General features: G+C 54.7%; 29 protein-coding genes. 17 read left to right on the top strand and 12 right to left on the bottom strand.

The features are described 5' to 3' along the window. The first annotated feature begins 60 nt into the window (after positions 1–60). Positions 61–528, top strand: coding sequence for a hypothetical protein (locus FFR93_RS03195; protein WP_138391920.1), 468 nt, complete (start codon positions 61–63; stop codon positions 526–528). Positions 529–582: 54 nt separating this feature from the next. Beyond that, on the top strand, positions 583–1,266 hold the full coding sequence (locus tag FFR93_RS03190) for a hypothetical protein (protein ID WP_138391919.1): 684 nt from the start codon (positions 583–585) through the stop codon (positions 1,264–1,266). A 7-nt stretch (positions 1,267–1,273) separates the two neighbouring features. On the opposite strand, the gene FFR93_RS03185 is transcribed toward FFR93_RS03190, so the two are convergent. The 4 genes from FFR93_RS03185 to clpB form a co-directional block, all read right to left on the bottom strand. Continuing rightward, the gene (locus tag FFR93_RS03185; protein ID WP_138391918.1) at positions 1,274–2,011 is read right to left on the bottom strand and encodes a hypothetical protein; all 738 of its coding nucleotides are present in this window, start codon (positions 2,009–2,011) and stop codon (positions 1,274–1,276) included. A gap of 399 nt (positions 2,012–2,410) precedes the next feature. After that, positions 2,411–3,106 (bottom strand): hypothetical protein, encoded by a 696-nt coding sequence (locus tag FFR93_RS03180; protein ID WP_138391917.1) that lies wholly within the window; start codon positions 3,104–3,106, stop codon positions 2,411–2,413. 62 nt (positions 3,107–3,168) lie between these two features. Then, a complete protein-coding gene (locus tag FFR93_RS03175; RefSeq protein ID WP_138391916.1) occupies positions 3,169–3,486 on the bottom strand; it encodes a hypothetical protein in 318 nt (105 codons plus the stop codon). Positions 3,487–3,572: 86 nt separating this feature from the next. Beyond that, positions 3,573–6,185, bottom strand: coding sequence for an ATP-dependent chaperone ClpB (clpB, locus tag FFR93_RS03170; RefSeq protein ID WP_138391915.1), 2,613 nt, complete (start codon positions 6,183–6,185; stop codon positions 3,573–3,575). Positions 6,186–6,516: 331 nt separating this feature from the next. Here clpB and FFR93_RS03165 point away from each other — a divergent pair, with 331 nt between their 5' ends. The 3 genes from FFR93_RS03165 (at position 6,517) to FFR93_RS03155 (ending at position 9,163) form a co-directional block, all read left to right on the top strand. Next, positions 6,517–6,951: a DUF882 domain-containing protein gene (locus FFR93_RS03165; protein ID WP_138391914.1), complete on the top strand. Its 435-nt coding sequence runs from the start codon at positions 6,517–6,519 to the stop codon at positions 6,949–6,951. A gap of 70 nt (positions 6,952–7,021) precedes the next feature. Beyond that, on the top strand, positions 7,022–7,606 hold the full coding sequence (locus FFR93_RS03160) for a hypothetical protein (protein ID WP_138391913.1): 585 nt from the start codon (positions 7,022–7,024) through the stop codon (positions 7,604–7,606). A gap of 189 nt (positions 7,607–7,795) precedes the next feature. Next, positions 7,796–9,163, top strand: a complete 1,368-nt coding sequence (locus FFR93_RS03155) for a DNA cytosine methyltransferase (protein ID WP_171049049.1) — start codon at positions 7,796–7,798, stop codon at positions 9,161–9,163. On the opposite strand, the gene FFR93_RS03150 is transcribed toward FFR93_RS03155, so the two are convergent. Both FFR93_RS03150 and FFR93_RS03145 read right to left on the bottom strand, forming a co-directional pair. After that, on the bottom strand, positions 9,160–9,573 hold the full coding sequence (locus FFR93_RS03150; protein ID WP_138391911.1) for a hypothetical protein: 414 nt from the start codon (positions 9,571–9,573) through the stop codon (positions 9,160–9,162). The two genes, FFR93_RS03155 and FFR93_RS03150, sit on opposite strands and share 4 nt — an antisense overlap. 56 nt (positions 9,574–9,629) lie before the next feature. Beyond that, on the bottom strand, positions 9,630–10,295 hold the full coding sequence (locus FFR93_RS03145; protein WP_138391910.1) for a hypothetical protein: 666 nt from the start codon (positions 10,293–10,295) through the stop codon (positions 9,630–9,632). Positions 10,296–10,622: 327 nt separating this feature from the next. Between FFR93_RS03145 and FFR93_RS03140 the strand changes: the two genes are divergently transcribed. Beyond that, complete coding sequence (locus FFR93_RS03140; RefSeq protein WP_138391909.1) at positions 10,623–10,853, top strand: hypothetical protein; 231 nt, start codon at positions 10,623–10,625, stop codon at positions 10,851–10,853. A 7-nt stretch (positions 10,854–10,860) separates the two neighbouring features. Here the strand turns inward: FFR93_RS03140 and FFR93_RS03135 are convergent, their stop codons facing one another. Then, positions 10,861–11,040, bottom strand: coding sequence for a hypothetical protein (locus FFR93_RS03135; RefSeq protein WP_138391908.1), 180 nt, complete (start codon positions 11,038–11,040; stop codon positions 10,861–10,863). A 192-nt stretch (positions 11,041–11,232) separates the two neighbouring features. On the opposite strand from FFR93_RS03135, the gene FFR93_RS03130 reads away from it, so the two are divergent. The 7 genes from FFR93_RS03130 to FFR93_RS03100 all read left to right on the top strand — a co-directional run bounded on the left by FFR93_RS03130 (position 11,233) and on the right by FFR93_RS03100 (position 17,064). Continuing rightward, a complete protein-coding gene (locus FFR93_RS03130; RefSeq protein ID WP_138391907.1) occupies positions 11,233–12,237 on the top strand; it encodes a hypothetical protein in 1,005 nt (334 codons plus the stop codon). Next, positions 12,237–12,554, top strand: a complete 318-nt coding sequence (locus FFR93_RS03125) for a DUF4031 domain-containing protein (RefSeq protein ID WP_138391906.1) — start codon at positions 12,237–12,239, stop codon at positions 12,552–12,554. Before FFR93_RS03130 ends, FFR93_RS03125 begins: the two co-directional genes overlap by 1 nt. A gap of 94 nt (positions 12,555–12,648) precedes the next feature. Continuing rightward, a complete protein-coding gene (locus FFR93_RS03120) occupies positions 12,649–12,978 on the top strand; it encodes a hypothetical protein (protein WP_138391905.1) in 330 nt (109 codons plus the stop codon). 427 nt (positions 12,979–13,405) lie between these two features. Then, entirely contained in the window at positions 13,406–14,017 is a 612-nt protein-coding gene (locus FFR93_RS03115) for a hypothetical protein (protein ID WP_138391904.1), read from the top strand. A gap of 91 nt (positions 14,018–14,108) precedes the next feature. After that, positions 14,109–14,846: a response regulator transcription factor gene (locus tag FFR93_RS03110; RefSeq protein WP_138391903.1), complete on the top strand. Its 738-nt coding sequence runs from the start codon at positions 14,109–14,111 to the stop codon at positions 14,844–14,846. Further along, positions 14,843–15,952 carry an ATP-binding protein gene (locus tag FFR93_RS03105; RefSeq protein WP_138391902.1) on the top strand — a complete coding sequence of 370 codons (1,110 nt, stop codon included), beginning with the start codon at positions 14,843–14,845 and terminating at the stop codon, positions 15,950–15,952. The genes FFR93_RS03110 and FFR93_RS03105 overlap by 4 nt, the downstream gene beginning before the upstream one ends. Positions 15,953–16,143: 191 nt before the next feature. Further along, the gene (locus tag FFR93_RS03100) at positions 16,144–17,064 is read left to right on the top strand and encodes a hypothetical protein (protein WP_171049048.1); all 921 of its coding nucleotides are present in this window, start codon (positions 16,144–16,146) and stop codon (positions 17,062–17,064) included. An 86-nt stretch (positions 17,065–17,150) separates the two neighbouring features. Here the strand turns inward: FFR93_RS03100 and FFR93_RS03095 are convergent, their stop codons facing one another. Together FFR93_RS03095 and FFR93_RS40660 are read right to left on the bottom strand one after the other, a co-directional pair. Continuing rightward, a complete protein-coding gene (locus FFR93_RS03095; RefSeq protein ID WP_138391900.1) occupies positions 17,151–17,531 on the bottom strand; it encodes a DUF1127 domain-containing protein in 381 nt (126 codons plus the stop codon). Between the two features lie 128 nt (positions 17,532–17,659). Beyond that, positions 17,660–17,833: a hypothetical protein gene (locus FFR93_RS40660; RefSeq protein WP_171049047.1), complete on the bottom strand. Its 174-nt coding sequence runs from the start codon at positions 17,831–17,833 to the stop codon at positions 17,660–17,662. 195 nt (positions 17,834–18,028) lie between these two features. Between FFR93_RS40660 and FFR93_RS03090 the strand changes: the two genes are divergently transcribed. Beyond that, a complete protein-coding gene (locus FFR93_RS03090; RefSeq protein WP_138391899.1) occupies positions 18,029–19,072 on the top strand; it encodes a hypothetical protein in 1,044 nt (347 codons plus the stop codon). Positions 19,073–19,173: 101 nt separating this feature from the next. Here the strand turns inward: FFR93_RS03090 and FFR93_RS03085 are convergent, their stop codons facing one another. The 3 genes from FFR93_RS03085 to FFR93_RS03075 all read right to left on the bottom strand — a co-directional run bounded on the left by FFR93_RS03085 (position 19,174) and on the right by FFR93_RS03075 (position 21,508). Continuing rightward, positions 19,174–19,872, bottom strand: a complete 699-nt coding sequence (locus FFR93_RS03085) for a hypothetical protein (protein WP_138391898.1) — start codon at positions 19,870–19,872, stop codon at positions 19,174–19,176. Between the two features lie 93 nt (positions 19,873–19,965). After that, a complete protein-coding gene (locus FFR93_RS03080; protein WP_138391897.1) occupies positions 19,966–20,727 on the bottom strand; it encodes a DUF6656 family protein in 762 nt (253 codons plus the stop codon). A gap of 142 nt (positions 20,728–20,869) precedes the next feature. Beyond that, a complete protein-coding gene (locus tag FFR93_RS03075; protein ID WP_138391896.1) occupies positions 20,870–21,508 on the bottom strand; it encodes a hypothetical protein in 639 nt (212 codons plus the stop codon). Positions 21,509–21,628: 120 nt separating this feature from the next. Here FFR93_RS03075 and FFR93_RS03070 point away from each other — a divergent pair, with 120 nt between their 5' ends. From FFR93_RS03070 to FFR93_RS03060, 3 genes are read left to right on the top strand one after another with little or no spacing between them, the layout of a single operon-like run. Continuing rightward, positions 21,629–22,711 carry a hypothetical protein gene (locus tag FFR93_RS03070; protein ID WP_138391895.1) on the top strand — a complete coding sequence of 361 codons (1,083 nt, stop codon included), beginning with the start codon at positions 21,629–21,631 and terminating at the stop codon, positions 22,709–22,711. Next, positions 22,708–23,733, top strand: coding sequence for a hypothetical protein (locus tag FFR93_RS03065; RefSeq protein ID WP_138391894.1), 1,026 nt, complete (start codon positions 22,708–22,710; stop codon positions 23,731–23,733). The genes FFR93_RS03070 and FFR93_RS03065 overlap by 4 nt, the downstream gene beginning before the upstream one ends. After that, the gene (locus FFR93_RS03060; protein WP_138391893.1) at positions 23,730–24,731 is read left to right on the top strand and encodes a hypothetical protein; all 1,002 of its coding nucleotides are present in this window, start codon (positions 23,730–23,732) and stop codon (positions 24,729–24,731) included. The genes FFR93_RS03065 and FFR93_RS03060 overlap by 4 nt, the downstream gene beginning before the upstream one ends. The last annotated feature ends 3 nt before the right edge of the window (positions 24,732–24,734 follow it).

Here is a 24,734-nt window from a genome sequence, read left to right as displayed (position 1 = left end):
GCTGGGAACCTGCAGCGCGCGCCCGCAAACATGCAAGTTTTATCAACCAGGGAGAGTGAAGTGAATAATCGTGATCTGCCAAGCAGCAAGAGGTTCGTACCCTTCTTTGAACTCAGGGCACATTCTTACCAGAAGACGCTTCATGGACGTCTTTTTCAGTTCGATTACCCGATCTTCTCCACCAATCTTTTAGGAGCAAGAGAAGAGAAGGGCCTGTTCATCTCCATTCGAGACGATTCCGACCTTGACGCTTACGTTTTCATCGACCAGGAGACGCTGAAATTCATGATGGACGAGGACGCGGACAATCTGGCTGATCTCCCGGCAGAGAAGATCATCGATTTCGCTACTCGTAACATGTCGATGATGACCAAGCTGGTGATCGATTTGAACAACACGAGCAGAAACAGGGACGAATTCGTATCCGAAATGGAGAGCGTGGAAATTTCCACGGCGAAGGGGCGGGCGGTGCGCATCTACCGGTTCCCGACCGTCGAATATGACAATCATCTCCGACTGACGCGTTGATCCTTGCGCTATTTGCGCTCATGGTTTGGCGAATGACGCAGTGAAGGACCGAAGATGAAAGAGCGCAGACACTCAAAAAAAAGCTGGAAGGGCGTCGAGAAATTTTTCGACCGGGTCCTGGCAGCCTATGCAGCGCGTGGCATCAATCTGGAGATCACGACGCCCTTCAACAAGAATGAAGTCGGTAGCCGCTTTGGGGCGGAAGGCGAGGCCATGACTGATGCTGGCCGGATAACGATCAGCGTTCATGACTGGGTCCACATGTGTTTCGACTTGCCGAAAGCTGCTGTCGGCAAGGTCAATCCATTCAACGAGCATTCCGGCAAATGGAACTTTTACACCGACAGTCATGCCATCGATAATCCCGATTGGCAGGACGACTTTCTGCGCGATCTCGAATGGAACCTGGACAAGATCAACGCGCGGCGTTGGGAAGTCACCCCGAAGCATATCACCGTCGAAGAGATCGCGACCAGACCGATTGAGGACTGGATCGTCGACGAAAAGATGGGAACGCTCTACATTATCGATGGCTTTGATCGCGGCGCGACCGCCAGGTCGGTTATCGAGGAAAGCAACAAGGGTCAGAAGGAAAGCATGATTGCCATGCACACGTCCTGGCTCTCGCGCAAGAGCGACATCGAGGTCTATCAGGCCAAGCTGTCATGGGAAAAGTACAAGACTGACCATCCGCATGAATTTGCCGAACGCGACGAGCCCCGCGCTCTCGGGATGTGATGTTCGGTCAGGCGACCTTGAATGTGCCGTCTGACCAGATGAATGTTTCCTTCGAGATCGGCTTCGGGAACACTCCGATCCTCGACCCGTAATCCCATTTGGGACCGAGAGCCGCCATTGCCTTTTCATCCTGCGATGGCGCGAACATGATCACGTCGCCGGTGACAATCCGGATTGCTGGCGGCGAGCCGAGTTCGCGTTCCTGATCTTCCCAAAACTCTTTCAGCAGGAAAAGAGCTGACGCTGGCGGGTTTTCGCTATCAATCGAACGCACCCCGTTTGGAGATGTTTCAACACGAATATCGCCTGCATCGACGTGATGTTTCAGATTGCTGAGCCCGATATCGTAGAGATCGTTCGGCTGCACATCCATCGCCGCGCACATGATTTCGGTCACTGGCACAGTACCTGCGGGGACCTCGATTACCGGTGAAAGGTAGAGTTCACCAAATTGCCGGAAGGTAATCGGCATCTCGAAAGAAGGCCGCAACTCTCCGTCACGCAGCTTCATGCCCTCTTCCATCAATTTCACCTGCAGATGATCCATCAGCGCCAGCGAAACCTTTGTCGGATCGAAATCTTCGTTTACGAAACCTTGTGGAGGCTCAATTTCCTTCAAGAACCGAGCGCCAGCATTATCCAGAACCTGGATCACTTCGTCTTGAGTGGTCACATGAGGCGCGAATTCGGCGAGGATTGCATCCATCGTAGTCTCGACACGCAGCGAAGGCGAGACATACATCATCTTGCCTCGGAATATGAAAACCCTTCCGGCGCGGCCGATTTCCTTGAGAAGATAATTAAAATACCGCACAATTGTTGAACGATCCTGAAAACACGTTCCATCGATCAATGGCGCTGTTGAGTTGATCACAAAGGTCTGGGCAGCATTCATAACAGGGGTTCTCAATATATTCGCTCGTCGGTTATGACGATGTCACGTTCTAGGACAAACGGTCAGCCGAGGAAATCCCGGAAAACGGGTTTCGGCCGACAAGGTAAACGCCTTGGCCAATCCGCACATTTGATGACAATTTTACGATCCAATGGTGCTGTCTCCAATGCGCAACGGGTGCCGTCAAACGCATGTAACAACGTCCGGTTCGTCACTTATCCCAACAGGACAATGATCTCAAGAGAGAATTCAGTTGAGGGCCGGTGCAACGCTCATCGTTTCCTGGATCGCCTGCATTGCGCTTGCCAATGCTTTCTCTGGCGCGGAACTGCTCCATGGCGTGTAGAGAAGCCCCCAGGTCTCGGCTCCATGATCCTCGACAGCGAATTCACCCGCCATCGCCTGGCGATCTTCGCTTCTCAGCAATTCGGCAAGGCTCGTCAGGCTATCGATACCCAGCTGATGTTGGGCAGCGCGCCCTGGTTCCTGCGTGATCTCGAATACCTGCCTTGCCTCGGAAGTCTCGTCGTCAACATGAACGAACCAGAGCCGATCCTCATGCAGTGTCAGCACGCCGTATTCGTGGATAAAGGGCAGAGCATTCGTGCAGAAAGTGGCTTCGACCTTCAGATCACTGCCGACGAAGGTGTAAAGAATGTCACCCACCGCATCGACATAGACGCGCTCGACGGTCAGCCGATTGTCGCCCACGTTTTTAAGAGCATGCAGTACGGATACATACTCTGCCATCTGCGGCTTCGAGGTGAACTGATCGATCCATTGGGAAATCAGGTCTTGCCTCAAACGAACCTGGTCCGCCGGGCGGTAGGCAAGGGTTTTGAGACGTTGAACATATGTTTCGACACCCCGATCACCGCCAAGGCCAGCCAGGATTTCAGGAGATATCGTGTAGCCCTGCCGGGCGAGTTCTAGCAGATCGAGCATATCGAGTTTCCGGATCAATCTCCCTGGAATGTAGTTCCAGAGAACGCAATGTAGAACCGGACTTAACGGATTTCGGTGACGCTATCGTCTGCGCCGGTGTACTTTTTCCTCTTCTCATAGCGGTTGAGCTTCAAGTAGGAAGCCTTCACGTTCGATCCATCTGCGAGGATCAGAATGAAGGTTTTGCCACCATCTTCCACATCGTGAAACTTCCCGATGCGGCCGTCTTCCATCTGCCATTCGGTGTCCTTCAACTCCTTACGCAAATTCTTGTGCACAAGCCCCGAAATCCTGTTTGCGGAAGAGAATAAATACGGCTTTGCCAAATAGTAGAGCCAGATGCCGATCATCAAGAAAAAGACGAAAAGCCAAAAACGCATTAGTCACTCCAAAGTGGACCTGAGAATATGATGGGAGAGCAGGCCGTCAGCAGCAAGTGAATTAACCGCCAACGGCCACCTTCTGCCTACTCTGCCGCGATAGCCGCTACCAGCTCCGGTTTCGCCTTGACCGGACGGATGATCAGCCTGTCAGAAGCATCATCGACCCGAACCGTTGAATCGTCCATCACCTCGCCAGACAAGATGACTTCAGCCAGCGGGTCTTGCAGATACCTCTGGATCGTTCGCTTCAGGGGACGCGCTCCATAAGCAGGATCGTAGCCGTGCTTTGCCAGCCAGGTAGCCGCACCCTCAGTGACGTCGAGAACGATCTTCCGCTCATCGAGCAGCTTCCTGATCCTGCCAAGCTGGACATCGACAATCTTCGCCATATCCGACCGTTGCAGCCGGTCGAAGAGAAGGATGTCGTCAACGCGGTTAAGGAATTCCGGACGGAAAGCAGCCTTCACTTCGTCCATGACCTGCTCGCGAACGCTTTCAGCCTTCTCGCCGTCCTTCAGGTTGACGAGATATTCAGCGCCCAGATTGGACGTCATGACGATCAGCGTGTTGCGGAAGTCGACCGTGCGGCCCTGACTGTCCGTCAACCGACCGTCATCGAGAACCTGCAGCAAGATGTTGAACACATCCGGATGCGCCTTCTCGATCTCGTCGAACAGGACGATCTGATAGGGACGGCGACGGATGGCTTCCGTCAGGACGCCGCCTTCCTCGTAACCGACATAGCCGGGAGGTGCGCCGATCAAACGGGCAATGGAGTGCTTTTCCATATATTCCGACATGTCGACACGCACCATGGCGGTTTCGTCATCGAACAGGAACTCTGCCAGCGCTTTCGTCAGCTCGGTCTTTCCGACACCAGTCGGACCAAGGAAGATGAACGAGCCAATCGGACGGTTCGGGTCCTGGAGGCCTGCGCGGGAACGGCGGATCGCACGCGACACCGCCTGGATTGCGACGCCTTGGCCAGCAACCCGCTTTGCCAACTCATCTTCCATACGCAGGAGCCTGTCGCGTTCGCCTTCCATCATCTTGTCGACCGGAATACCGGTCCAGCGCGATACGACAGCAGCGACCTGATCCGGGGAAACGGCTTCCTGCTGCAGGACGCCCGAGCCCGATGCCTGCTTTTCCGCTTCCGCAAGCTTGCGCTCCAGTTCCGGAATGACGCCGTAGGTCAGCTCGCCAGCACGCTGGAAGTTGCCGCCGCGCTGTGCCGAGGCAAGTTCATTGCGTGCGGTTTCGATTTCCTTCTTCAGGTTGGCGGCCAGGCCCAGCTGGTTCTTTTCCGACTCCCAGCGAAGGGTCAGGGTGTCAGCCTGCTCCTGGAGATTGGCGATATCCTGCTCGATCTTCTCAAGACGAACGACGGAAGCCCGGTCCGTTTCCTTGCGAAGCGCTTCGCGTTCGATCTTCATCTGCAGAAGCCGACGGTCGATCTCGTCCAGTTCTTCCGGCTTGGAGTCGATCTGCATGCGAAGACGCGAGGAAGCCTCGTCGATCAGGTCGATAGCCTTGTCCGGCAGAAAACGATCCGTGATGTAGCGGTTGGAAAGCGTCGCGGCGACCACGATGGCGGAGTCCGAAATGCGAACCTTGTGGTGCTGCTCGTAACGTTCTTTCAGGCCGCGAAGGATCGAAATCGTATCTTCAACGGTCGGTTCCTCGACAATCACCGTCTGGAAACGACGGGCAAGAGCCGCGTCCTTCTCGACGTGCTTGCGATATTCATCGAGCGTCGTCGCACCGATGCAGTGCAGGGCTCCACGCGCCAGCGCTGGCTTCAGCAGGTTGGAAGCGTCCATGGCTCCATCGGTCTTGCCCGCGCCGACCAGGGTATGCATTTCGTCGATAAACAGGATAATGCCGCCTTCAGAAGCATCGACCTCGGCCAGAACCGCCTTGAGGCGCTCTTCGAACTCTCCACGGAACTTGGCACCGGCGATCAAGGCTCCCATGTCGAGCGCCATCAGCTGCTTGCCCTTGAGACTTTCGGGGACGTCTTCATTGATGATGCGCAAGGCAAGGCCTTCAGCGATGGCGGTCTTGCCGACGCCTGGCTCACCGATCAGGACAGGGTTGTTCTTCGTGCGGCGGGACAAGACCTGCATGGTGCGGCGAATTTCTTCATCGCGGCCGATGACGGGGTCGAGGCGACCGGCTGCAGCATCTGCCGTCAGGTCTCGCGCATATTTCTTCAGGGCGTCGAAGCTGTTTTCAGCATCTTCGCTCGTGACGGTCTTTCCCTTGCGGGTACGCGAGATGACTTCAATCACCTTCTCAACAGAAGCCGCCGAAATGCCGACCTGCATCGGCACGTCCGAAGGCTTTGCCAAGAGGCCGTAAAGCAGGGCGTCGGCAGCGACCAACTGGTCACCCAGTCCTTTCGCGAATTTCTTTGCGGCTTCGATGGCGGCAGCAAGGGGGCCGCTCATATAGAGGCCGGAGCTGCCTTCGACACGCGGGATTTTCTTGAGCTGAACGTCGATTGCCGCGCGCAGGGCAGGGACATCGACACCGGCTTCCTTCAGGATTTGCGTTCCAGTCGCTTTATCGTCCGCAATCAGACCATAAAGCAGGTGAAAAGGAACCCATTGCTGGTGTCCTTCAGCAATCGCCTTTGTCTGTGACTGCTGAAATGCATCGCGGGCTGCATTCGTGTATTGATCAAGATTCATTCGGCCTCCAACGCTCTTCGAGCGCGTATTTTCCTGCAATTAATGTGATGTCGGAGCACAAGGATTTTTAGATGCGCCGCGACAAATTTTCGAAAGCAATTATCAGAAACCAGATCATTTTTTCAATCGAAAAACGTACATAAACGATCTGATTTGCGAGGTTTTCTTGAACTTAACGATGCGTTCACAAGGAAATCGCAAAGGAGTTCTCGTGTGCGGTGCACAAATTTGACACTTTTCCCCGCCAAATTCCTTGCATCGAAGAAAAGCCCTCTTATTCCAACAACGCAATGGCGTGTTCTCAGGGCTACGACTTTCAGGAGTGTCCCTCATGAAAAGGATTCATCTCGTTGTGGCGAGCTGCCTTGTCTTGACCGCTTGTAACCAGACCACCCAACAGCGATTCACCAAGGTATTGCCCGCGCATCACACTGTTCTGCCGTACTCGAAGCAGACCGTGTCAGTTAGCGGCGGATGCTTCCCCACCAAACTTCTCGGTGTCATTGCCCATATCAAGGAACGAACTGGGAGGCAGCCCATTCTAACGTCCGGACACCGTCACGGTGGAAAGACGGGCTCCTATCACCGCAAATGCATGGCGGCGGATATACGCATTCCCGGAATGTCCGACCAGGCGATTATCGAGGTAGCAAGGACCGCGCCCGGAGTCGGCGGCATTGGACGCTATTGCAATGGGATCGTCCATGTCGACGTCGGTCCCAAGCGCACCTGGAGCCATTGCGGCAGAAGCAAGCGTCGCGGTTGAACCTTCGAAGATGTTTTGTGGCCGGTAGTTTCCACAGCTATCATCCCGAGCTATCTTTGAAGGTGGCGACATGAGAGCATCGGAACAAGAGGGGCAGGCCAGAGGTCAAATGGCGCACAAGGTGCGACTGCATTATCGCGCGCTTTTCGACGACAACCCCGACACAGCTTCAGAGGCCGCGTTTTGGCTTGTTTCCAACAGCAACGGCTTCGGGCCAGAGTTCGATGCCTACGAGAGTTTATCGCAGCTCCCGGCAGAAATGACCGAACGCCTTCGGTGGTGCCTTTTTGAAATGCTCTCAAAACAGGGTGTCAACGAACGCATTCGCTTTGAGGCACGGCGGCCGGTGATGGACGACACAGGACTGACCTGTCGGGTCGAGTTTCTTGTTACCGATACGCTTTCTTTCGATCTTGATGGGATACAGTTCAAGCTTCCTGTTGATCAAGACTATGAGGTTCTTGAACACGAAGTGCTTCTTGGCTGTCCGAAGGCGCTGTCGTGTGCGGAGACGTCATTTCAAGGCCGCATAGGGACGAGGATTTTCCGCAAGACGGCGATATTCCGCCTGGCAGACGATTTCGCCGACTCTACGCTCAACTGCGTTTGCGCTTGGCCCGGCGGTCTTTTGAATCGGAAATTATCTTTCATATGAAGTTCGGCGGTTTGTTGTTTTCAACGATGTTTTCCAGACTCGTGTGTCAAATCAGGGAATATATCGATGAGTGCACAGCCTTCGCGTACCGCCGGTCCGGCGATCTCTCACATCTATACGAAGATCGCCGATCATCGCGGTAAGAAGCGCCTCTGGCTTGAGGGTCGGAAGCTTGAGCGTGCACATTTCGTGCCCGGAACGCGATTTTCCTTAACCTGGGACCCCGAAACCTCGAAGGTCGTTATCACGCCGGATGAAGACGGCGCACACAAGGTGTCGCGCAAGGAACGCAACGGCAAGGAAATCCCGATCATAGACGTTCTCGGCAAACAGATCGACGAGATGTTCGGCGAAGGTCTCGCGCGCGCCAAAGTGACCGTCAAGAAGGGGCAGATGACCATCGAAGTCCACCCCGATGACGCGGCGACCAAGGAGCGTTTTGATCGTTTAGTGGATGCCGTGAAGAGTGGAAGGCCAATTACGACAGGCGCGCTCGCTCATGGTGGGGGTGTGATTGACCATGCAATTCACGCTGGGCTCGAAGATTTAGGCATTCAAGCGCGTCTTCAGTTCGCGTGCGAGATGGACGCCGATACGCTCGACCAGTCGGCCAGATGCAATCCTATATGGTCTGATGACAGCATCCTTATCGAAGCACCGATGCAAGAGGTCGACATTGAAGATTTTCCAAAGGTTGATCTTCTGGTAGCGGGCTTGCCATGTGTCGGAGCCTCACGTTCTGGTAAGTCCAAGAACGGCATCACTGCTGCAGAAGAACACCCGACAGCAGGGGCCCTCTTCATTCCCTTCCTGCGTGTAGTGAAGCACTGTAACCCATCAGCGATTGTATTGGAAAATGTGGTTGAGTACGCAAATGAAATTTCTGCGAAGGTGATCCGAGCAACTCTTGAGACATGGGGATACACCATTTACGAGACAACCTTCTCAGGTAACGAGATGGGCGCTCTGGAAAACCGTAAGCGCTGGGCCATGATTGCGGTCTCAAATCAATTCACGGTCGATTTGGAGCGGCTCCTGCCTGTGCGGGAAAAGGAAAAGACCCTCGGCGAAGTGCTCCAGGACGTTGATCCCGACAATGCCATCTGGAAAGACATCAGCTATCTCGTCGCAAAAAACGAGCGGGATGCTGCGGCCAAGAAGGGCTTCAGTCTGAATTGGGTCGACGCCAACTCCGAGAAGGTCGGCACCATCGGTGCCGGTTATGCGAAGAACCGTTCTACGGAACCTCGTATCGCTCACCCGACTAAAGAAAACTGGTCTCGTCTTCTGACCCCGGAAGAACATGCGGCCGTCAAGACGATCCCGCCGGAACTGGTCGAGGGACTGTCCCTGACGCTCGCTCACAAAATTCTGGGCAATTCCTGCATCTGGACGGCTTTCCGCTCGGTCGGCCGTCTCATCGGGGAAACCGTGCTCTCCGAGGTGCAAGAGCAGCAGATCGACGCCATCGCAGAGCGCCAGCTGACGCTCTTCGACCTGCATGACGAACTCAAGCAGGTCGAAGAAGCGCAACATAGCGTTGGAATGCGGCGCTAAACCTTATGGCCCTTGGGAGCATTGCCAAGGGCCAACTTATCAGCCAGTTCCTGAAAGCGACTTGGAATCGCTTTCACAAACGTGGTGTACTCGTCGCCGATCACCTCCTGCAGCTGCCGAATGGCATTAACCTCAGCTGCCGTATCGCAGATCAGCTTGACCGTTCTCATCTGGAGTGAAAAGGGCTGATTATCCTCAGGGTCCAGCTCATCCGTGTATACCTTGCGGTTGATTGCACGGTCCAGCTTGCCCTGCAATTCGCGCACTTGAAGAGATTTGCTGGATACAGAAAGGACGCGCACCGGGTTGGCGTATTCTTGGCCTATGACCATCCCGGCGCTCATCACGATGCGACCGACGATATTTTCGACATCGGAGGGCACGAGGCCTTTGGGGCGAAATTCCAGCATGTCAGAAATCCTTGTTGTTGGGTTCAACCTACAAGGACCCCAGCAAATGTCAACATTTAAATGGCTGGGCCAGCAAGCGTCACATCGAGTGACACAAGAGGCTTGCGCATCACCGATAGAATGTGATCGTTCGCGGCTTCGACTTCATTGAGCCACGCTTCGATCTCGGCTTCATTGGCTTCAAGGATGTCATGGCCATGCAGACGCTCATAAAGGGGTGCGTCCTGCGCCTCCCGATAGAGAGCTTCGGAGATTTCCTGAAGTGCAGCCACCGAAAGCTCATGGACTTCTGCGTTGTTCAGAAGGTCCGATGGTCGCGACCAGCGAACACCTTCCCATTCCGGCGTTGGCACGTGACCTTGCTCGATTGAGTTACGGATTCTCGATCCAACGCCGTTTGCGCGGGCAAAGTTCTGCCCACCGGACGGGAAATCATCATGTTTTCCGAGCATTCCGAGCGTGAGGGTGTCGCCCTCCATTGAGTAAAAGAGGACAACATCCGGATTGCGCGAGATCGAGCAGTGCCAGATACCGCTCAATGATGCCAGGCGCTTGTCATTGAAGACCTTGTCCCTGGCGTTCACCGGCATACGAGACTCCGCCTTCTTCTGGACGAGTTCACGAATGTCGGATCGGATTTTTTCATAGCGCGGCGTTCCCCGAAGTTCCCCCAGGGTTTTCCAATACAGAGATGTGGTCACCACCTTGCTTATGGCCTTCATTTCGCGCCTCCGAGAACGTGAAAGGAATTATGTCAAAATACAGCGCAAAAAAGAAATCTGCAGAAATCATTTTTTGAGAACTCCTTGTTGACGACCAGAACTCCTTATCCTACATAGAGAATATGATGCACACGACGCCCTCCTCCCCCCCATGGTCGTGTGTCGTCGAAAGTCCCTCATTCCCCCAGAGGGCAAACCCTGACCCCCGGTTCGTGTAGTGACGACCGGGGGTATTTTTTGAGAATTCCTTATTTCGCCACATCGGTGCCGCTGCATCGTCATGATCGGCGTCCACGCTCGATTGAACGACAAGCGTGAGGGGCTGAGATGAGTGATTTTTGGATGAGTTTCTGGGCCAAGCCTGTTTCAGCAATAGCCCTTGGGCTTGTTACAGGCTGCATCGCCTACGCGACATTTGGAACCGTAACGTCGGGAGCCGTCGGGTTCGGCACGCCATCCGGACTATGGGTCGGTTACGAGATCATCCGGTTGGGCGGCGCAAATCTTGTCATCGACCTTGTATGCGCAGTGCTTGAGGGAGTTGGAGACCTGGGATAGTCCCAGTTCAGTCGTCCTCGATCAGGAAATCACGGACTGACTGGGCGCTCTCTGTTGTCGAATGATCGATCTTTTCCGCTATCGATGTTTCGAAATCATCAATAACGGCCTGCTGCTTTGCCGCGATGCGATCTGCCGCTGCGGCCATAAGGGCGCGTTTGCCCGATAGGTTTTCCTGGTCAACCATGAATACTCACCTCACTCCAGCGAAATCTGCTCGCTTGCCGCCCATATAGAAGCTTCTCGGGTTATTGTTAGGTACGGCTGGTCGATTTTCAACAACAGCCTTGCCAACCTCAGGATAAGCGGCCACTTTGTGCCATTCGAAGCGGTTCAATAAACTCCTGTCAGACAAACCACTGCTTTCCCGGATTCACTGATGTCGAAAAAGAAATTCACCTATCCTCAACTCGCATTGTGCGACTGGTTGTTCGAAGCAAATGCTCCGGGCCTGCGATTTCTGACGCTCTACCATGGATCGTGGAACAGCAGTCGGCAGGACTTCACGTTCCACGAAATCACGGAAAAGGACGAGAACGGCCTATGGATCGACCGCGTCCTGGGCAATTCATCTGGAATGAGCACAACCGACGAGGACAGACAGTTCATGATCGACCTCACTCGCCGTCTGGGTGGGTCGCTCGCGATTGACTGCCAGAGCCTTTGTAACGAAGGCATCCTGACAAGGCGCAACTACCTTTCAGGCGGAGCGTCCGTTGACGAGTTCTCGAAGAAGTTCGTGAAATTCGAACTGCACCACAACACGTCACTCATTCGCAGAACGGCAACAGGCCGCGATTGGTGGATAGAGCAGGGCAAAGCTCTTTACGAGGCTGAGCATCAGAAGCGGTTGGCAAAGCGGAAGGACGCGGAACGCACCATCGTCATCGGAGCGTGGATGACGATTACGGCGACGCTTCCAGAGCGCCTGACAAAGAACCTCCCCGAAGACATGAAGCTTCCGACACCGAAGCGGAAGGTTTTTCGACCATTTGCCACCGCGACAGTACAAAGCCAGAGCGAGAAGCGTATCGGCGTGACGAATATTCAGATGTTCGACGACTGGGAAAAGCATCGCTACTATTCCTCGGCTGGTCTAGACATCAAGTGGCCGATCCTGGGCAGGGAACCCAATTTCTTCATCTCGCCCGAAAATCTGATGGTGGACCACGCTGACAACTATATCGGCAGCAAGCTGCATAACCTCCACAGCGAGGAAGAACTGGATTTTTCCGCCAGAGCAACCGACCACATGTCAAAGATCGTTCCTCTAATGCTGTCCATGCACTTGGCACTGGATCAGCAAAAAGCGGGCTTAGAGGACATGACGAGAGAAATGATCCAGAATTTCACCGGAAACGGACCCGGGAAGCTTGCCCCCTGATGGCTGTTTACGTCGACAGCGGCCGATGGAAGTTTCGTGGCATGATCATGTGCCACATGCTGGCGGACACCGAAATCGAGCTGCACGCGATGGCAGCCCTGATCGGCTGTAAACGGGAATGGTATCAGTGGCACGCCAGCACGCCGCATTACGACCTGCCGCTCTTCAGACGGCAGGAAGCGATCAAAGCTGGCGCGATTGAAATTGATCGAAAGCAGACTGTTGCGCTTATCAGACGCATCCGCACCGGCCAGGCCCGCTTTTTCGCAGTCAGCGATGAAGGCCTGAAGATTGAGAATTCCTTATCGGTTGACTGATTTCAGAGTTTTTCAAGGAATTACTCCGGAAACTCCTTGCGAAAATAATTCCAGCCCGATATGGAATTATTCAGTGAATGAAAGGAATTCTCCCATGAAGCGTTTCGCAATCCTCGCAGCTGGTGCTGTTCTCCTGTCGGCTCAATCCGCCATGGCTGATACCTGCTTCGTCGAGGAAATGAGCCCGTCTCTCAAGACCTTCAGCTTCGACAATGTCGACAAGAATTTTCGTGAAGTGGTGCGCAATCGCCTCATCGTGATCGCAGGCGTCCAGGCCAAGAACTCTGCATGGCCCCGCTCGGCTCCGAGTGCGACCGTGACGTGCTTCAATGCCGTCGACAGCGCGCCGACCCTGCTGCAGAAACTCGAAGTTTACCGCGACTCCCGCTCTAATGAGTTCAAGGTCCGCGAAACCGGCCTCTGATCCAGATGATCAACGCAGCTCCAGAGTCGAGGCTTATACTGGATGGGTGCCGGTCCTGTTCTTCGAGCTTGTGTTCGTTTACCGTTAGCGTCATCACCTGACATAGCTTTCGGGCAAAGAAAAACCCCGCTGCAGAGGACAGATTTGCAACGGGGCTCAATGGGGACTCAATTCACGCAGACCCTTTGGTCGACACTCATCCAGGGAAGGAACCTAAGAAGAGGGAATGAAAACCCAGCCAAGGTCTTCATGTCCTTCATAATAGCGCTTTCCAGTGTTTCGGCCCAACGGCTTTCTTTTTACGTTTTTTTGCCTTGCGGCGGCTTTTGTTTCTGAAGATTGCTGCCATCCCTTTGAGAACGACCACTGGTCATTGGCATGACGCTGCGCTACCAAAGAGACAGCAAACATTCATGCGAGGTCAACCATGCCAGCTCCCTATCCGCAGTACGTTTATGATTTCACAGCCGCGCGCGGCGTTGCTATGCACCTTGATGCATCGCTCGCCAAAGCGCTGGTTGAGCACCTCGATGGCCAGGTTTCAGGCAACAATGATCTTGCGAATGATATCGTCAAGGAAGTGGAGTCTATGTACAGCTATATGCTGTCGCAGCCAGGGCTGCCGGATGTAACGCTCAGTGAGGCGGTTGGGAAGTTCAAACCACACGCCGCGCGAGGACTTGTCGCAGCCCTGACACGCGACACGCCTGAACTGTCGCCGAAAGCGAGCGCTCTCCTGCAAACGGTGTCGAAGGTTCACGGCATCAGTTCTCTGGCCGCGAATGAAATGCGAGATGCGTTACTCGTCTGCTCCGTCGCCTATACACTTCCACGGATGACTGCATCGGTGAGCACTGTATCGGACCATGTCATCGCGACATGGGGCGAACTGTCGCCCGATACGCAGCAGGAAATTCGCTCCCTCATCTCGGAAGCAATTAGGACAGGCCGGACAGGCGCGGACGTCGACAAACGCGGCTGGATCGCCGTCCTCGACAACGCCGAGGCGCTCGACACCGCCGCACAGCCCAGCTTCTAACGTCGCCTCGCCTGTCCATGTAGTTTTCCGGCTATGCAAAGGAATTAAAATCGGTCAGCCTTTCAAGAAGTATTCCTTTTGAGAGGCTGATATGTCCGGAAAAAACCGTGTTCTGGTCGTCGATGACGATGCCGAAATCCTGTCCATGTTGTCGACGTTTCTGGAGAACCAAGGCTTCGACGTAGAACGCGCAGAGGACCTGGCTCAGTTTCGCGAAGTCATGGCGCGGTCCGAGATTGACATCATCATTCTCGACAAAATGCTTCCCGATGGGTCCGGCACCGATGCCTGCCGCGACCTTCGTGTCAGCGGAAACAAGACGCCAGTCATCATGGCGACTGCCGTCACCGAAGAGATCGACAGGATCATCGCTCTTGAGGTCGGTGCCGACGACTACATCAGCAAGCCCTACAATCCTCGCGAACTCGTCGCACGCGTGAAGGCGATCCTGCGGCGCGTCAAGGACAGCCAGGAGCCAACGCCGGATGCATCACTCAGCGTCTATCTCTTCGAAGATTTCCGTCTCGACAATGCCGCCCGCATGGTCACGTCACCGAAGGGCGAAAAGCTTGAGCTGACCAGCGCCGAATTCGACGTTCTGCGCACCTTTATGGAACGGCCCAATCGCACGATCACGCGTGTCGAAATCATCGAAAACACCCACAATCGCATGGCCAACGATCCTTTCGACCGCTCGGTGGATGTCCTGATCAGCAGACTGCGCAAGAAGCTCGAAGAGGCTGGCGGGCGCGGCGACCTTCTCAAGACAGTGCGAAACAGCGGCTACCAGTTCACCGCTCGCATCCAGCGAGAAGAGTCGCCGCGATGAAATTCCTGCACACGCTTCGGTTCCAGGTCACGATATTGCTGATGATCGCGATGATCGGCATCAGCATCATATCTGTTGCCTCGCACATCACCTACCAGACGATCAAGGAAATGACGTCGGAGGAACTGCAGCCGAGTGTCGTGTTTCGCCACACCAGTGGCGAGCAGAAGGACCCTAAAGAGGAGTCCGCTCTGCGCAACGCTATCGCCGAGGAGTTGTTCAATGCCCAAAAGGGGGTGACGCCACTTTGGGTCATTCTCGTCATTGGCGGATATGTGACCCTGATTTTTGTTTGCGCTTCCTTCGTCGCCATCGTCGTCGGCAACATGATCGCCCGGCCGTTGTCGATCCTTGGTCGGGCAATTGACTCCGTGGACCCGCGCGATGTCATTCCCATGCTCAAGGAGGATGGCATCTACGAGGACCGCGAAACGATCAAGCTGATCAACAAGCTCTCGGAAAAGGTAAAGCTGGCCATGGAAAGCCGTATGCGGCTCGTCGCTGCGGCCGGTCATGACCTGCGCACACCTCTGACCCGTATGCGGCTGCGCTGCGAGTTCATTGAAGACGACAAGCAGCGCTCGATCTGGATGCGCGACGTGGACGAGCTTACGAATATTGCCAATGACGCGATCACGCTTGTGAAGGAAGAGGTCAATCCGGAAGGAAAGGCCAAGCTGCGCCTCGACGATATCGTGAAAGAGACGGTGCAGGACCTGCAGATCATCGGTCACGACATCAAGCTCGTCCGGTCTGTTCCTTGCGAGGTCTTTGGGAAAGCCCTTTCCCTCAAGCGGGCACTGAGCAACCTTATGGTCAATGCCGCGACACATGGCCTTGGTGCCCAGGTCGCGATTCTGGTAGAACAAGATCAAGCAGTCATCCTGATCGTCGATAACGGCCCTGGCATTCCTGCGAACATGATTGACCGGGCGTTCGAACCGTTCTTCCGGGCGAACATCGCCAGGCAAAAGCACTCCGCCGGAGCGGGCCTTGGGCTTGCTATCGTCAAAGAGATCATCACCGCCCATTCCGGCACGGTTACCTTGGCAAACCGCTCGTCCAAGGGCCTTATCCAGCGGGTCACTCTTCCACTCGCAGGTTAAGTCCGGAGCCCACCATCCTTGCTTGTTCTTTTCACAATAATCCTGAAGGGTGAAGCTTCATATTCTGGATGCAGGCTATTATGGCAGTTTTCGAATTTCCGGTCCCTTACACCGCGACGCTCAAATTCAACGAGAAACCAAGAAAGTACAACGTTCTCGGCTCATTAAGGGCGGACCTTGAAGAACTTTCGATGCAGGACCTGACGCCGGTCGCAAGCTGGCAGGCCGCAAATTATGGGGACACCAGGCCTCTTGGCCCATCTGGGGAATGCTACTGGCACAACGGACGGTTCCTGTCGCCGATACTTGTTTCTCCCCATGCAGATACGGAACCGGATTTCCTCCCGCTCCGCCCCATCGATGTCCGCCGGACAATGCTGACCAGAGACCATGTCTTCACATACGACGAAACATTTTTCCGGAACTCGCAGCCGAGCGGCTACGACCACGACCTTTTCCACGAGACGTTCGCAAACGACAGCTGGCGGCCGGATAACCTGCCAAACGGCGAGCATGTCGAGGACACGTTTGCGCTAAAGTCACATTCGGCAAGGGAATTTATTCGCAGCCTCGTCCTAGTGGATGGCAACCTGTTCCAGATCACAGCGGAACCGGTCCTTGGGTGCATCTACAGCTCAGAGAATGAAGCTGTCTCGATCCACATCAGGACGGTCGACAAATTCCATGAGGATTGGGAAGTGTTCCGACTGGACCGGCTCGACGATGCCATAGCCTATGCCGAGGACCGCTGGCCCAATAAACGCATTCGGTTCGTTGGTGGTCAACCCACAGTACACGACGATAGCCACCTGTCATTCGATGACGAAGCCTACAGCCTCATCTATTCTGCGCGCGCGATCATCGATGAAGTCCTGCTCATCCTGCCCAACCTCCCGAAAGAGGTCGGGATGAATATCGTCAGGCTGAACCATGTCGTGCCAAAGTTTGAAGAAGGCAGACCCGATCTTCCGGATACTGAAACACTCGAAGACATCGCAGTCAAACTTTCAGGAATCAAAGCGGCTCTGAAGTCCCATGACAAAGCCCGGCTTGACGCCGCAGTCGAGCGCTGGAACCTCAGACCAAACCTATCGACGTTCACATTCCGGTGAAAATCCCGCAGACGAAAGGGCATCGCAACCCACTACGGATGCGATGCCCTTCTCATGTGAGACCGAAATCAGGCGCGAGTGAGGGGTCACGCAGCCTTCAGATAAGGCTCACTTACGCTGACAGGCACGCGCGCGGTCTCGATGACATGCACCGCTGCGCTACGAGCAGCGGCAACACGGGAAAGGGAACCAGTCGATGTCAGACCACCCTTCGAATGAATTGCGGTAACGAGGTCAAAACGCGTCAGGCCGATGTCACGCAGCAGGGCGTCGCTCATCGTCATCATCTCTGCGAACTGGCGGCGGTCACGACGGCGTTTGATCAAAAAACGGGCAGGCGTCAAAACGAAACGAGAGAAAAGGGATTGAGAGGCCGCTTCGTGCGACATGATTGAAACTCCAACAAAACAAAGGATTTCAACCATGTTGGTGCAGGTCTTGATGGGCAACAACGGCAAATGCCGCATGTTTGCTATGCAGCATTTGCACGCCTTTTAATCGTCGGCGCTATCAATTCGCCTTATTTCTGCTCAGATCATTTTTGGAAAGTCGCATATCGATGCGAGTTTGTCGCCTTAAGGCATCTGAGCGAACCTCATCCACCTTCGTCTCCGCCACCTGACGCGAGTAATGTGCCGCATTCGGCCGATCCAGCCAGCTCGACCGTTCTAATTATGACCTGGGCATCCTGCTCGCTTTTCTTGAATACCCGCACCAGCGCCTGACGCAGGAACTCCGAGTCAAGGCTCTCGGTCTTGTGGATCGACACGCGAATTTCGCCCGGGCGTCTACCTCGCTCACTTGCAGTCACCGTTCACCTCCAGTCCCTCAGAAGTAACTTGACCAGCGCTCATCTGAGGTAGAAAAATTCCGCATCTGTTTCAAAATTTAGCAACGAATGGTAGTTGGATTAAGGCGTCGCGCCGGGTCAGACTGCGAAATCCAGAGCTATCGGAGCCTACGCATGCGCCTCAGACTTCCCATCGACTACACAATCACCGCCGCCTTACGCGCCAATAGCCTCGGAAAGAAATACGCTGTCATAGAAGCGGTAGAAGTGAACATACAGGAGATCGACCGCGACGATTTCCCGATGGCAGTTTCCTGGCAGCAGAAGTCGCTTCCGTGGGATGAGCCGGTTGGGAGGCGTCACACGTGCTTCATAGCAGGAGATCACTGGCGACCGCTTGGCTCCGTGGGTGGCGATCAGGTTCGATTTAGCGACGATGCCATTGCGAATCAGGCTGCGATCAACAACCTCCTGCCGAAGGGTCTTAAGCGCAACAGCCGCATCCTGGAAGCTGCGTCGGACGAGAAGAGGTCCATAACCCTGCAGGGTGAAAGTCTTCCGATCCTCGACGCCGAAAAAATCGCGAACGTCGAGCTTGATAGTCTCGACCTCAGCAATCAATTCCAGGCCCGGTTCGAGTTGCACCGGAAAGCCAGCGATCTGCTCCTCTGCGACGGCGTTCTTTATCACCGTGTTGGAGAACCCGTCCTTACCGCAAACCTGACAAGCGAACACCGGCCGCCGGACACGCTCACCCTTACAGTGGGCGATACAACCGGCTCCTACGCCAACAACGCCCGTGAAAGGCAGTTGCCGCTCTACACGCACAGGATCGACCGGCTGGACGATTTCCGCACCGTATTCGACGACAGGAAGCCCACAGGAAATTACGAGGTGTATGATCTCATTGAGGATATCGAGGTCTACAGACCCGACGTACTGCGCTTTGAAGATGACATGGAATGTCTCGACAGCTTGCTGGCCGAGGTGCGGAGCGGCTTAAGCGCGCTACCAAATCAAACCTTCATCCAGGATGCGGTCGAATTGCATCGGCGGGTCAGTCGCAAACTGAAGGGTTCTGAAAAAGTCGAACTTCTGTCGGAGCTTGCTGACCACCCGACGCTTTTCAAAGGTTCGATATACGCCGATCTCAAGTCAAGAATTGACCTGGTGAACGACCGCTGGCGTTTCCGCCCGATCACAAAATTGAGCATGTAAGCGCGGCGATTGGCTTACAGGTCCGGGTTAGACTGCTCGTTTTTCCCCATCATGAGTAGGACGAGCATTCACTATCCTGATACATCCAGGACCGTGGACAATTAGGAACGGGCAGCAGCGTTCCGTGCAGCGGCAGCCTTCAGTTCCTCGATGGAGCGACCGGTCGACGCAGCAACGATTTCGTAAAACGCCTCGACCTTGTTGTTGGTCTGGAAAGAGACGCCACGGTCGCCCTGTTGGAGGTTGAAGCCGAGCGGTGCGAGACGGCTCTGACCGCCAATGGTTTCGACCTTGCAGATCGTGTTGATGCCGTAGATCATGCGCGGCTCGTGGCTGATCTTGCGATCCTTCAACGAGAAGATTTCGCCGGTCTTCGTCTTGCCGGTGAGATCGATATCGGCATCGAAGGTCGACATGAAAATCTCGTTCAGATGAACACGGTCGCCATCGCGCCCCAGGACGACGTGGCCGATCTTGCACGAACCGAGATACGGTGCCGAGCGCAGGGGAGTACCCTGAAGCTTCTGCGGCGACTGCAGCTTGTTGCCTTCGGGCAGCTTGCTGATAAACATATCACGTGCCTGAGCGCCGATGATCGGAAGGTTCTGCGCGGTTATCTTCAGAATTTCTTCGGGGGAAAGCTTACGCAGCATTTCCTCCGTCAGCATGATGAGCTTCGCTGCCGAAGGGGCGGAATCACCGAGCCAACGGTCAAGGCGGGAAGAGCCACCGCTCTGCTGCGCAGCTGCAGCCATCATTGCCGGGGACCGATTTGCGTTGTTCATTACCTGGGCCTGCATCATTTAATCCTCGTTGTGTCGGACTTTACCCGTTCACTCAGCTCGTAATGTTGACATTATCAACGGTCGGAATTTATGTCAACATTATTCTGATTATCTTTTGTTGCCGAACGGGACGCTTTCGAGCCCCGAAAGGGAATTAATAGTCTTGCCCTTGTTTTTCTTATCCATGGACAGGAGTTCTGAAAAACTGCGGCCCGTGCTGATCGCAGCGATTGCGTAGGTGGCGAGTGCCTCGTCCTTGGTCTGATAGTAGACGCCTGAATCACCAAAACGCCTGTCGAAATTCAGGCGGCGGCCATAGCGATCCGCGATGATGCCGATGCCGAAGAACTTCGGACCGGCTTCGAGCGCGGCTTCCGAGGACGGGTAATTGTAGAAGTGCTTGCCTTGCGTGGTAATCTTGGCGTCGAAATTCGTGACATAGAATTCCGCCATCGAAAGAAACTGGCCCTCTGGACCAACACGGCCAATAGGAACCCGGCCAATTCGGCAGGTGCCAAGATATGGGGTATTCTTCAGCAGTTCCGCCAGAACAGCGTGCTCCATCCGATGACCATGCGGCAATGCTCGGGCGATCTTGTCATGCATCTGAGTCCCTGCATCACGCAGGATACCGAGCGTCTTTTCCGCCAGCTCACGCTCCGATTCAGTCTTCTTGACCGCCGGTTCCCGCAGTTCCTGGATCGTCCGCTGACCGTCAAACCAGTCAACATATTTCGGCGTGACAACCGTCGTGCCCGGTGGCGGAGGCATGCCGTTGGCCAAAACCAACGAGGTGCCGGGCCTGGACTGCGAATGCCGCGCCTGCATTGAGACGATTGCATCCGAGAAGTCCCTGCTAGACTGATTCATTTCGAACGTCCTTTCTGTCCGAAAGAAATTGAGTTTCCTATCGTCAAGAATATCACTACGGGGTCAGCCGTGAGGAAGATATGAATTTCACCATTAACATTTTAACGAATGTCGTCTTTTTCGGCAAAATGTCAACATTTCTTCAGACGAATTTCCAGTTTTCCAGCTTTCTTTTAATGCGGACGTTTTTCCGAGCGCGCTGTTTCCTTGTCAATCCGTTGTGTCGCAAGCCTTTTGGCGGCAAGAACAGGGGGCCGAAGTCAGCATGTTGACGCAGAGAGTAAGAAGAGAACTCCTGCGTCAGAAATACGGGATTTGATGAAAACCGGATAGCCTCTCGAAGTGTCAACAATCCAGACACTATATCGTTCTTGCGCTTAAACGTTACTTTTGTCACCGCGTAGATAGGCATTTCGTGCATCTCCCCGACACACACAACCAGAAAGTCGCGACCGAAATCGTGCACTATTCGCGGGGAGGGGTTTCCGTTAAGAAAGCTGTCGAGACCGGGATTGAGATCGAAATCGAGACTTGGCAACTGAACCTCGAATAGTTGCACCTCCGGATCGGACAGGAGGGCCTTGATTCGAAGACGCTGAACCTCATTGTGGCTATCTTCCGCCGTAAGCGATGTCATCAGCGGCGTCAATGGCTCCACCAGGTAGGTGTAGGCTCCAGTCTCATCCGCACCCGCGTCTCTGATGTCATTAAGACGATAGGGACCAGCGTCGAGTATTGCGCCAGGTCCATGCTTCTCAGCGGCAGCGTAGATATAGTCCATCTCTGTCCGGTCCTTGTCGGTTTCCTTCGATTGTTGCCCGAGAATGGAAGGCGATCAACGGCCCCTTCTTACATTCAACGTGAACCGGTATTATTCCCGTCACGCGTATGGAGCCGGATAATGCACATTAAGATATCGATTGGGTACAATGCCGACGTCGTCGAAATAGGGAAGCGAAAGCCCGTTGAGACCAATTTCTTTGAGTGGATCGACATTCCCATTGCAAACCCCACTTCCGAGGAAGCACCAATTGCTGTTGCGTGGCGAGAGGAGCAGCCAGTCGTTGGCGACCGCTATCAGGCTAGCTACGATCAAATTCACAAGTACACGGCGTTGGGGGTAACTCCGATTGACGGATTTCAGCACACGCGCTGGTACGAAGGCGCGCACTGGTGGCCGATTCTGCGAAAGGTCGAGGGCGAAGACCGCATTCCACGCGGCAAACGCCTGACCGTTGAAGACTACCAGAAAGAATGGCTCACCGAGATGTCGGGGTATCCACTTGGCAAGGCGGGCGTTTACTACCAAACCGCGAAGAACTTTCCGGACGGAAAACCAATCGATCTCAGCCTTTACCGCACTGTCGAAAACAATACGCGCGAAGACCGAATCCGGCAGTTCGAGGAAGACATCAAACAATTGATCGTTGTCGATGGGATCGTCTATCAGCGCCTGCAGGAGCCGGTCTACGTTGTGGGCATGAACTCTTATGTCAACCACGACAATCAAAGTGTCCTGCGCATCATTCCTAACGATCCAGAGAAGCTTCCAGTCAAGACACAGTTCTGGACGATGGACCGGTTCGAGGAGGCGCATGAATTCGCCATGACAGGTAACTTCAGGAGCGAGCGCTCTAAGCGCGAAAGCCTGAATATCGAGCGCGAAGCGATTGTCTATATCCCGGAATCCTTGAAAACTGACATGGACATCCAGGGAATGGTTGCCGATGGGGAACTAATCCTTCGGTATTGCGAAGATGAGAAAATCAGCAAGTTCTCAGAAATTCAAGCCATCACATACGTGAAGTTCCGGACGGCCTACTCGACATTCCTGGAGGATAAGAATCCGCAACCCCTCTACGAAGCTGCCGTTGCCTATCGTGAGGCAATCGGCAATGGCCACTCAAGCCTGCATGACAGACTGAAAAGCCTGATCGAGCGGCAGGAAATGAGACCTGTAAAGAGCTTCGGAGCCCGGGGATGAACGTTCGCCAGCTTGCCATACCGTTGCCATTCACGGTCGCGGTGCAGAAGACGGCTCGCCACAAGCTTGCTGACGCGACCTATTTCACCGTGGTGGACATTGCCATTCCCGTCTATGACGGCAAAGAGGCACCCGTTGCCGCTCATTTCGACAGCTTTGGTGCGCCTGAAGGCCGCGATCACGTCAGGACGACAGGCGACGGTTTTTTCAGACCGGTGTTCTTTCAACCCATCGAGTTCAATCCGGTTCGGCGGCTGCCACCGATTTTCATGTCTGAAGAAAAGTTCGTGACCAAGACTGCCCAGGTGGATGGCCAGGATTTTCGCCTATTTCCAAAGGACATCGGCTTCATGGCCGCAGATTACAGGAAGGGCGAGGTTGCCGAGTTCGATGCAGATCACGTGTTCAATTACGACAAGCCTGCGCTCAACGCCAAGATTACGGCCGTCCAGGAGGCAGCATGCGACCTCGCGCTGATCGATGGATATCTATACCAGCGGTCTCCCGAACCATACTACAAGGTCAAGGGACCTTCCGAGAGCGAGGACGAACCCAGCGTTTCAGTCGTCGTTGCAGGACAATCCAAGGATCGAAGCGTCGCGTACGAGTTCGCCCTCTCGAATTTTGATGAAGCTTCCGATTACGCTGAACGCATGTTCGGCCAAGCTCTCAAGAACGCCGACGCTGCAGATGTTCTGATCCCCCACGCCTTCTCGCTGGATCGCACCCGGGACGCAGTTCTGGAGCTTCTCGACAAGGCTCTGGACGAGCACGCGCCGTACCTGACTTCTGCTGATCTCGCGACGATGATGGCATGGGGCCACCTTCGTGACGCCGTTCTCCGGGCAGAGCGAAGCAATGACCCCACGACTTTGGACGCGGTCTTCGAGATTCACGCCGAGCGATACACGGCTGCGCCCGAAGCCAAGCCACGCGCCGCCTTCTATCTGAAGCAGGCTCGTGAGCGCTGGTCACTGCGCCCCGTCCACTCCTTCTCCGAACGCACAGCAGGCCTCAAATGAAAACACATAAAATTACGGTTCCGGTCATTTTCTGGTGTGAAGCTGTGAGCGCCACACGGCGAACGAAGCGAGAGCGCTTGAACGGCTACATCCCTCTGGAAGTGGAAATCCCCGAGTATGACACTCAGGAGGCCCCGCTTGCCTGTCGATATCCCGAGGCTTACAAGCCGGAACCGACAACCCCAGTGCGGTTCATCGACGGACGCTTCTACGAGCCTGCACATCAAGGAAGTGCCGGGCAGGGAACGCTGACCTATGTCGCTGCCGAGGATTTCCTCAACAACGCCACGTCTGGCTATAGCACGTCCAACCCCCTTTCCAGGTCTGGAGGACCTGTATCTGAATATCTAAGAGGCGAGTTGGTCCCGTTCACATCAGAGGCTTTCAGGGACTACGACAAGGTCGCGGCCAAGAAATATACCGATGAGATTTCCGAGGCTGCCAAAGGATTGGCTCTGATCGACGGCAAGCTATGGGAGGAAGTCCGGCAACCCGTCTACCAGATCGTCCGGCCGATGCACTACGAGCGCCAGCGCTTTGCCGCGTGGGTGAAGGTCAGTCATCTCGATGATAGTGCGGACAAACGCGAGATCATTCCTCTTTCTGACTGGGAACAGGCTGTCGATACGATCAAGAGCCGGTTTGGCGATGAACTCTCGCCTGAATGGCAGGCTGAGGTGTATCTACACGATGTCTTCACCTTCGACTTCACGGCAAAGCTCGTGCTCGACGACCTGGTCAAGGCAAAGAACGCTCACTATTCCTCGATAGGCAGCGCCGACGAAGAGACGATGATTGCCTGGGTGCGATTCCGTGATGCCGTTGATCGAGCGGTTGCGTCGCCAACGGACGCCTTGATCGATGACGCCATCGACCGGTACGGCAACGACTACCGCAGCAGCCCTCAGCCAAACAAGGATGGCATCTCTTATTTGAATGTTGCACAGGATCGATGGACGATGCGGGTAATTGCACCGTCGTCAGCCCGTTTAGGATAAACA

Origin of the sequence: Rhizobium sp. MHM7A (genome assembly GCF_005862215.1) — a bacterium.
In the GTDB taxonomy this organism is placed as follows: domain Bacteria; phylum Pseudomonadota; class Alphaproteobacteria; order Rhizobiales; family Rhizobiaceae; genus Rhizobium; species Rhizobium bangladeshense.
This window is presented reverse-complemented; position numbering and strand designations above follow the sequence as displayed.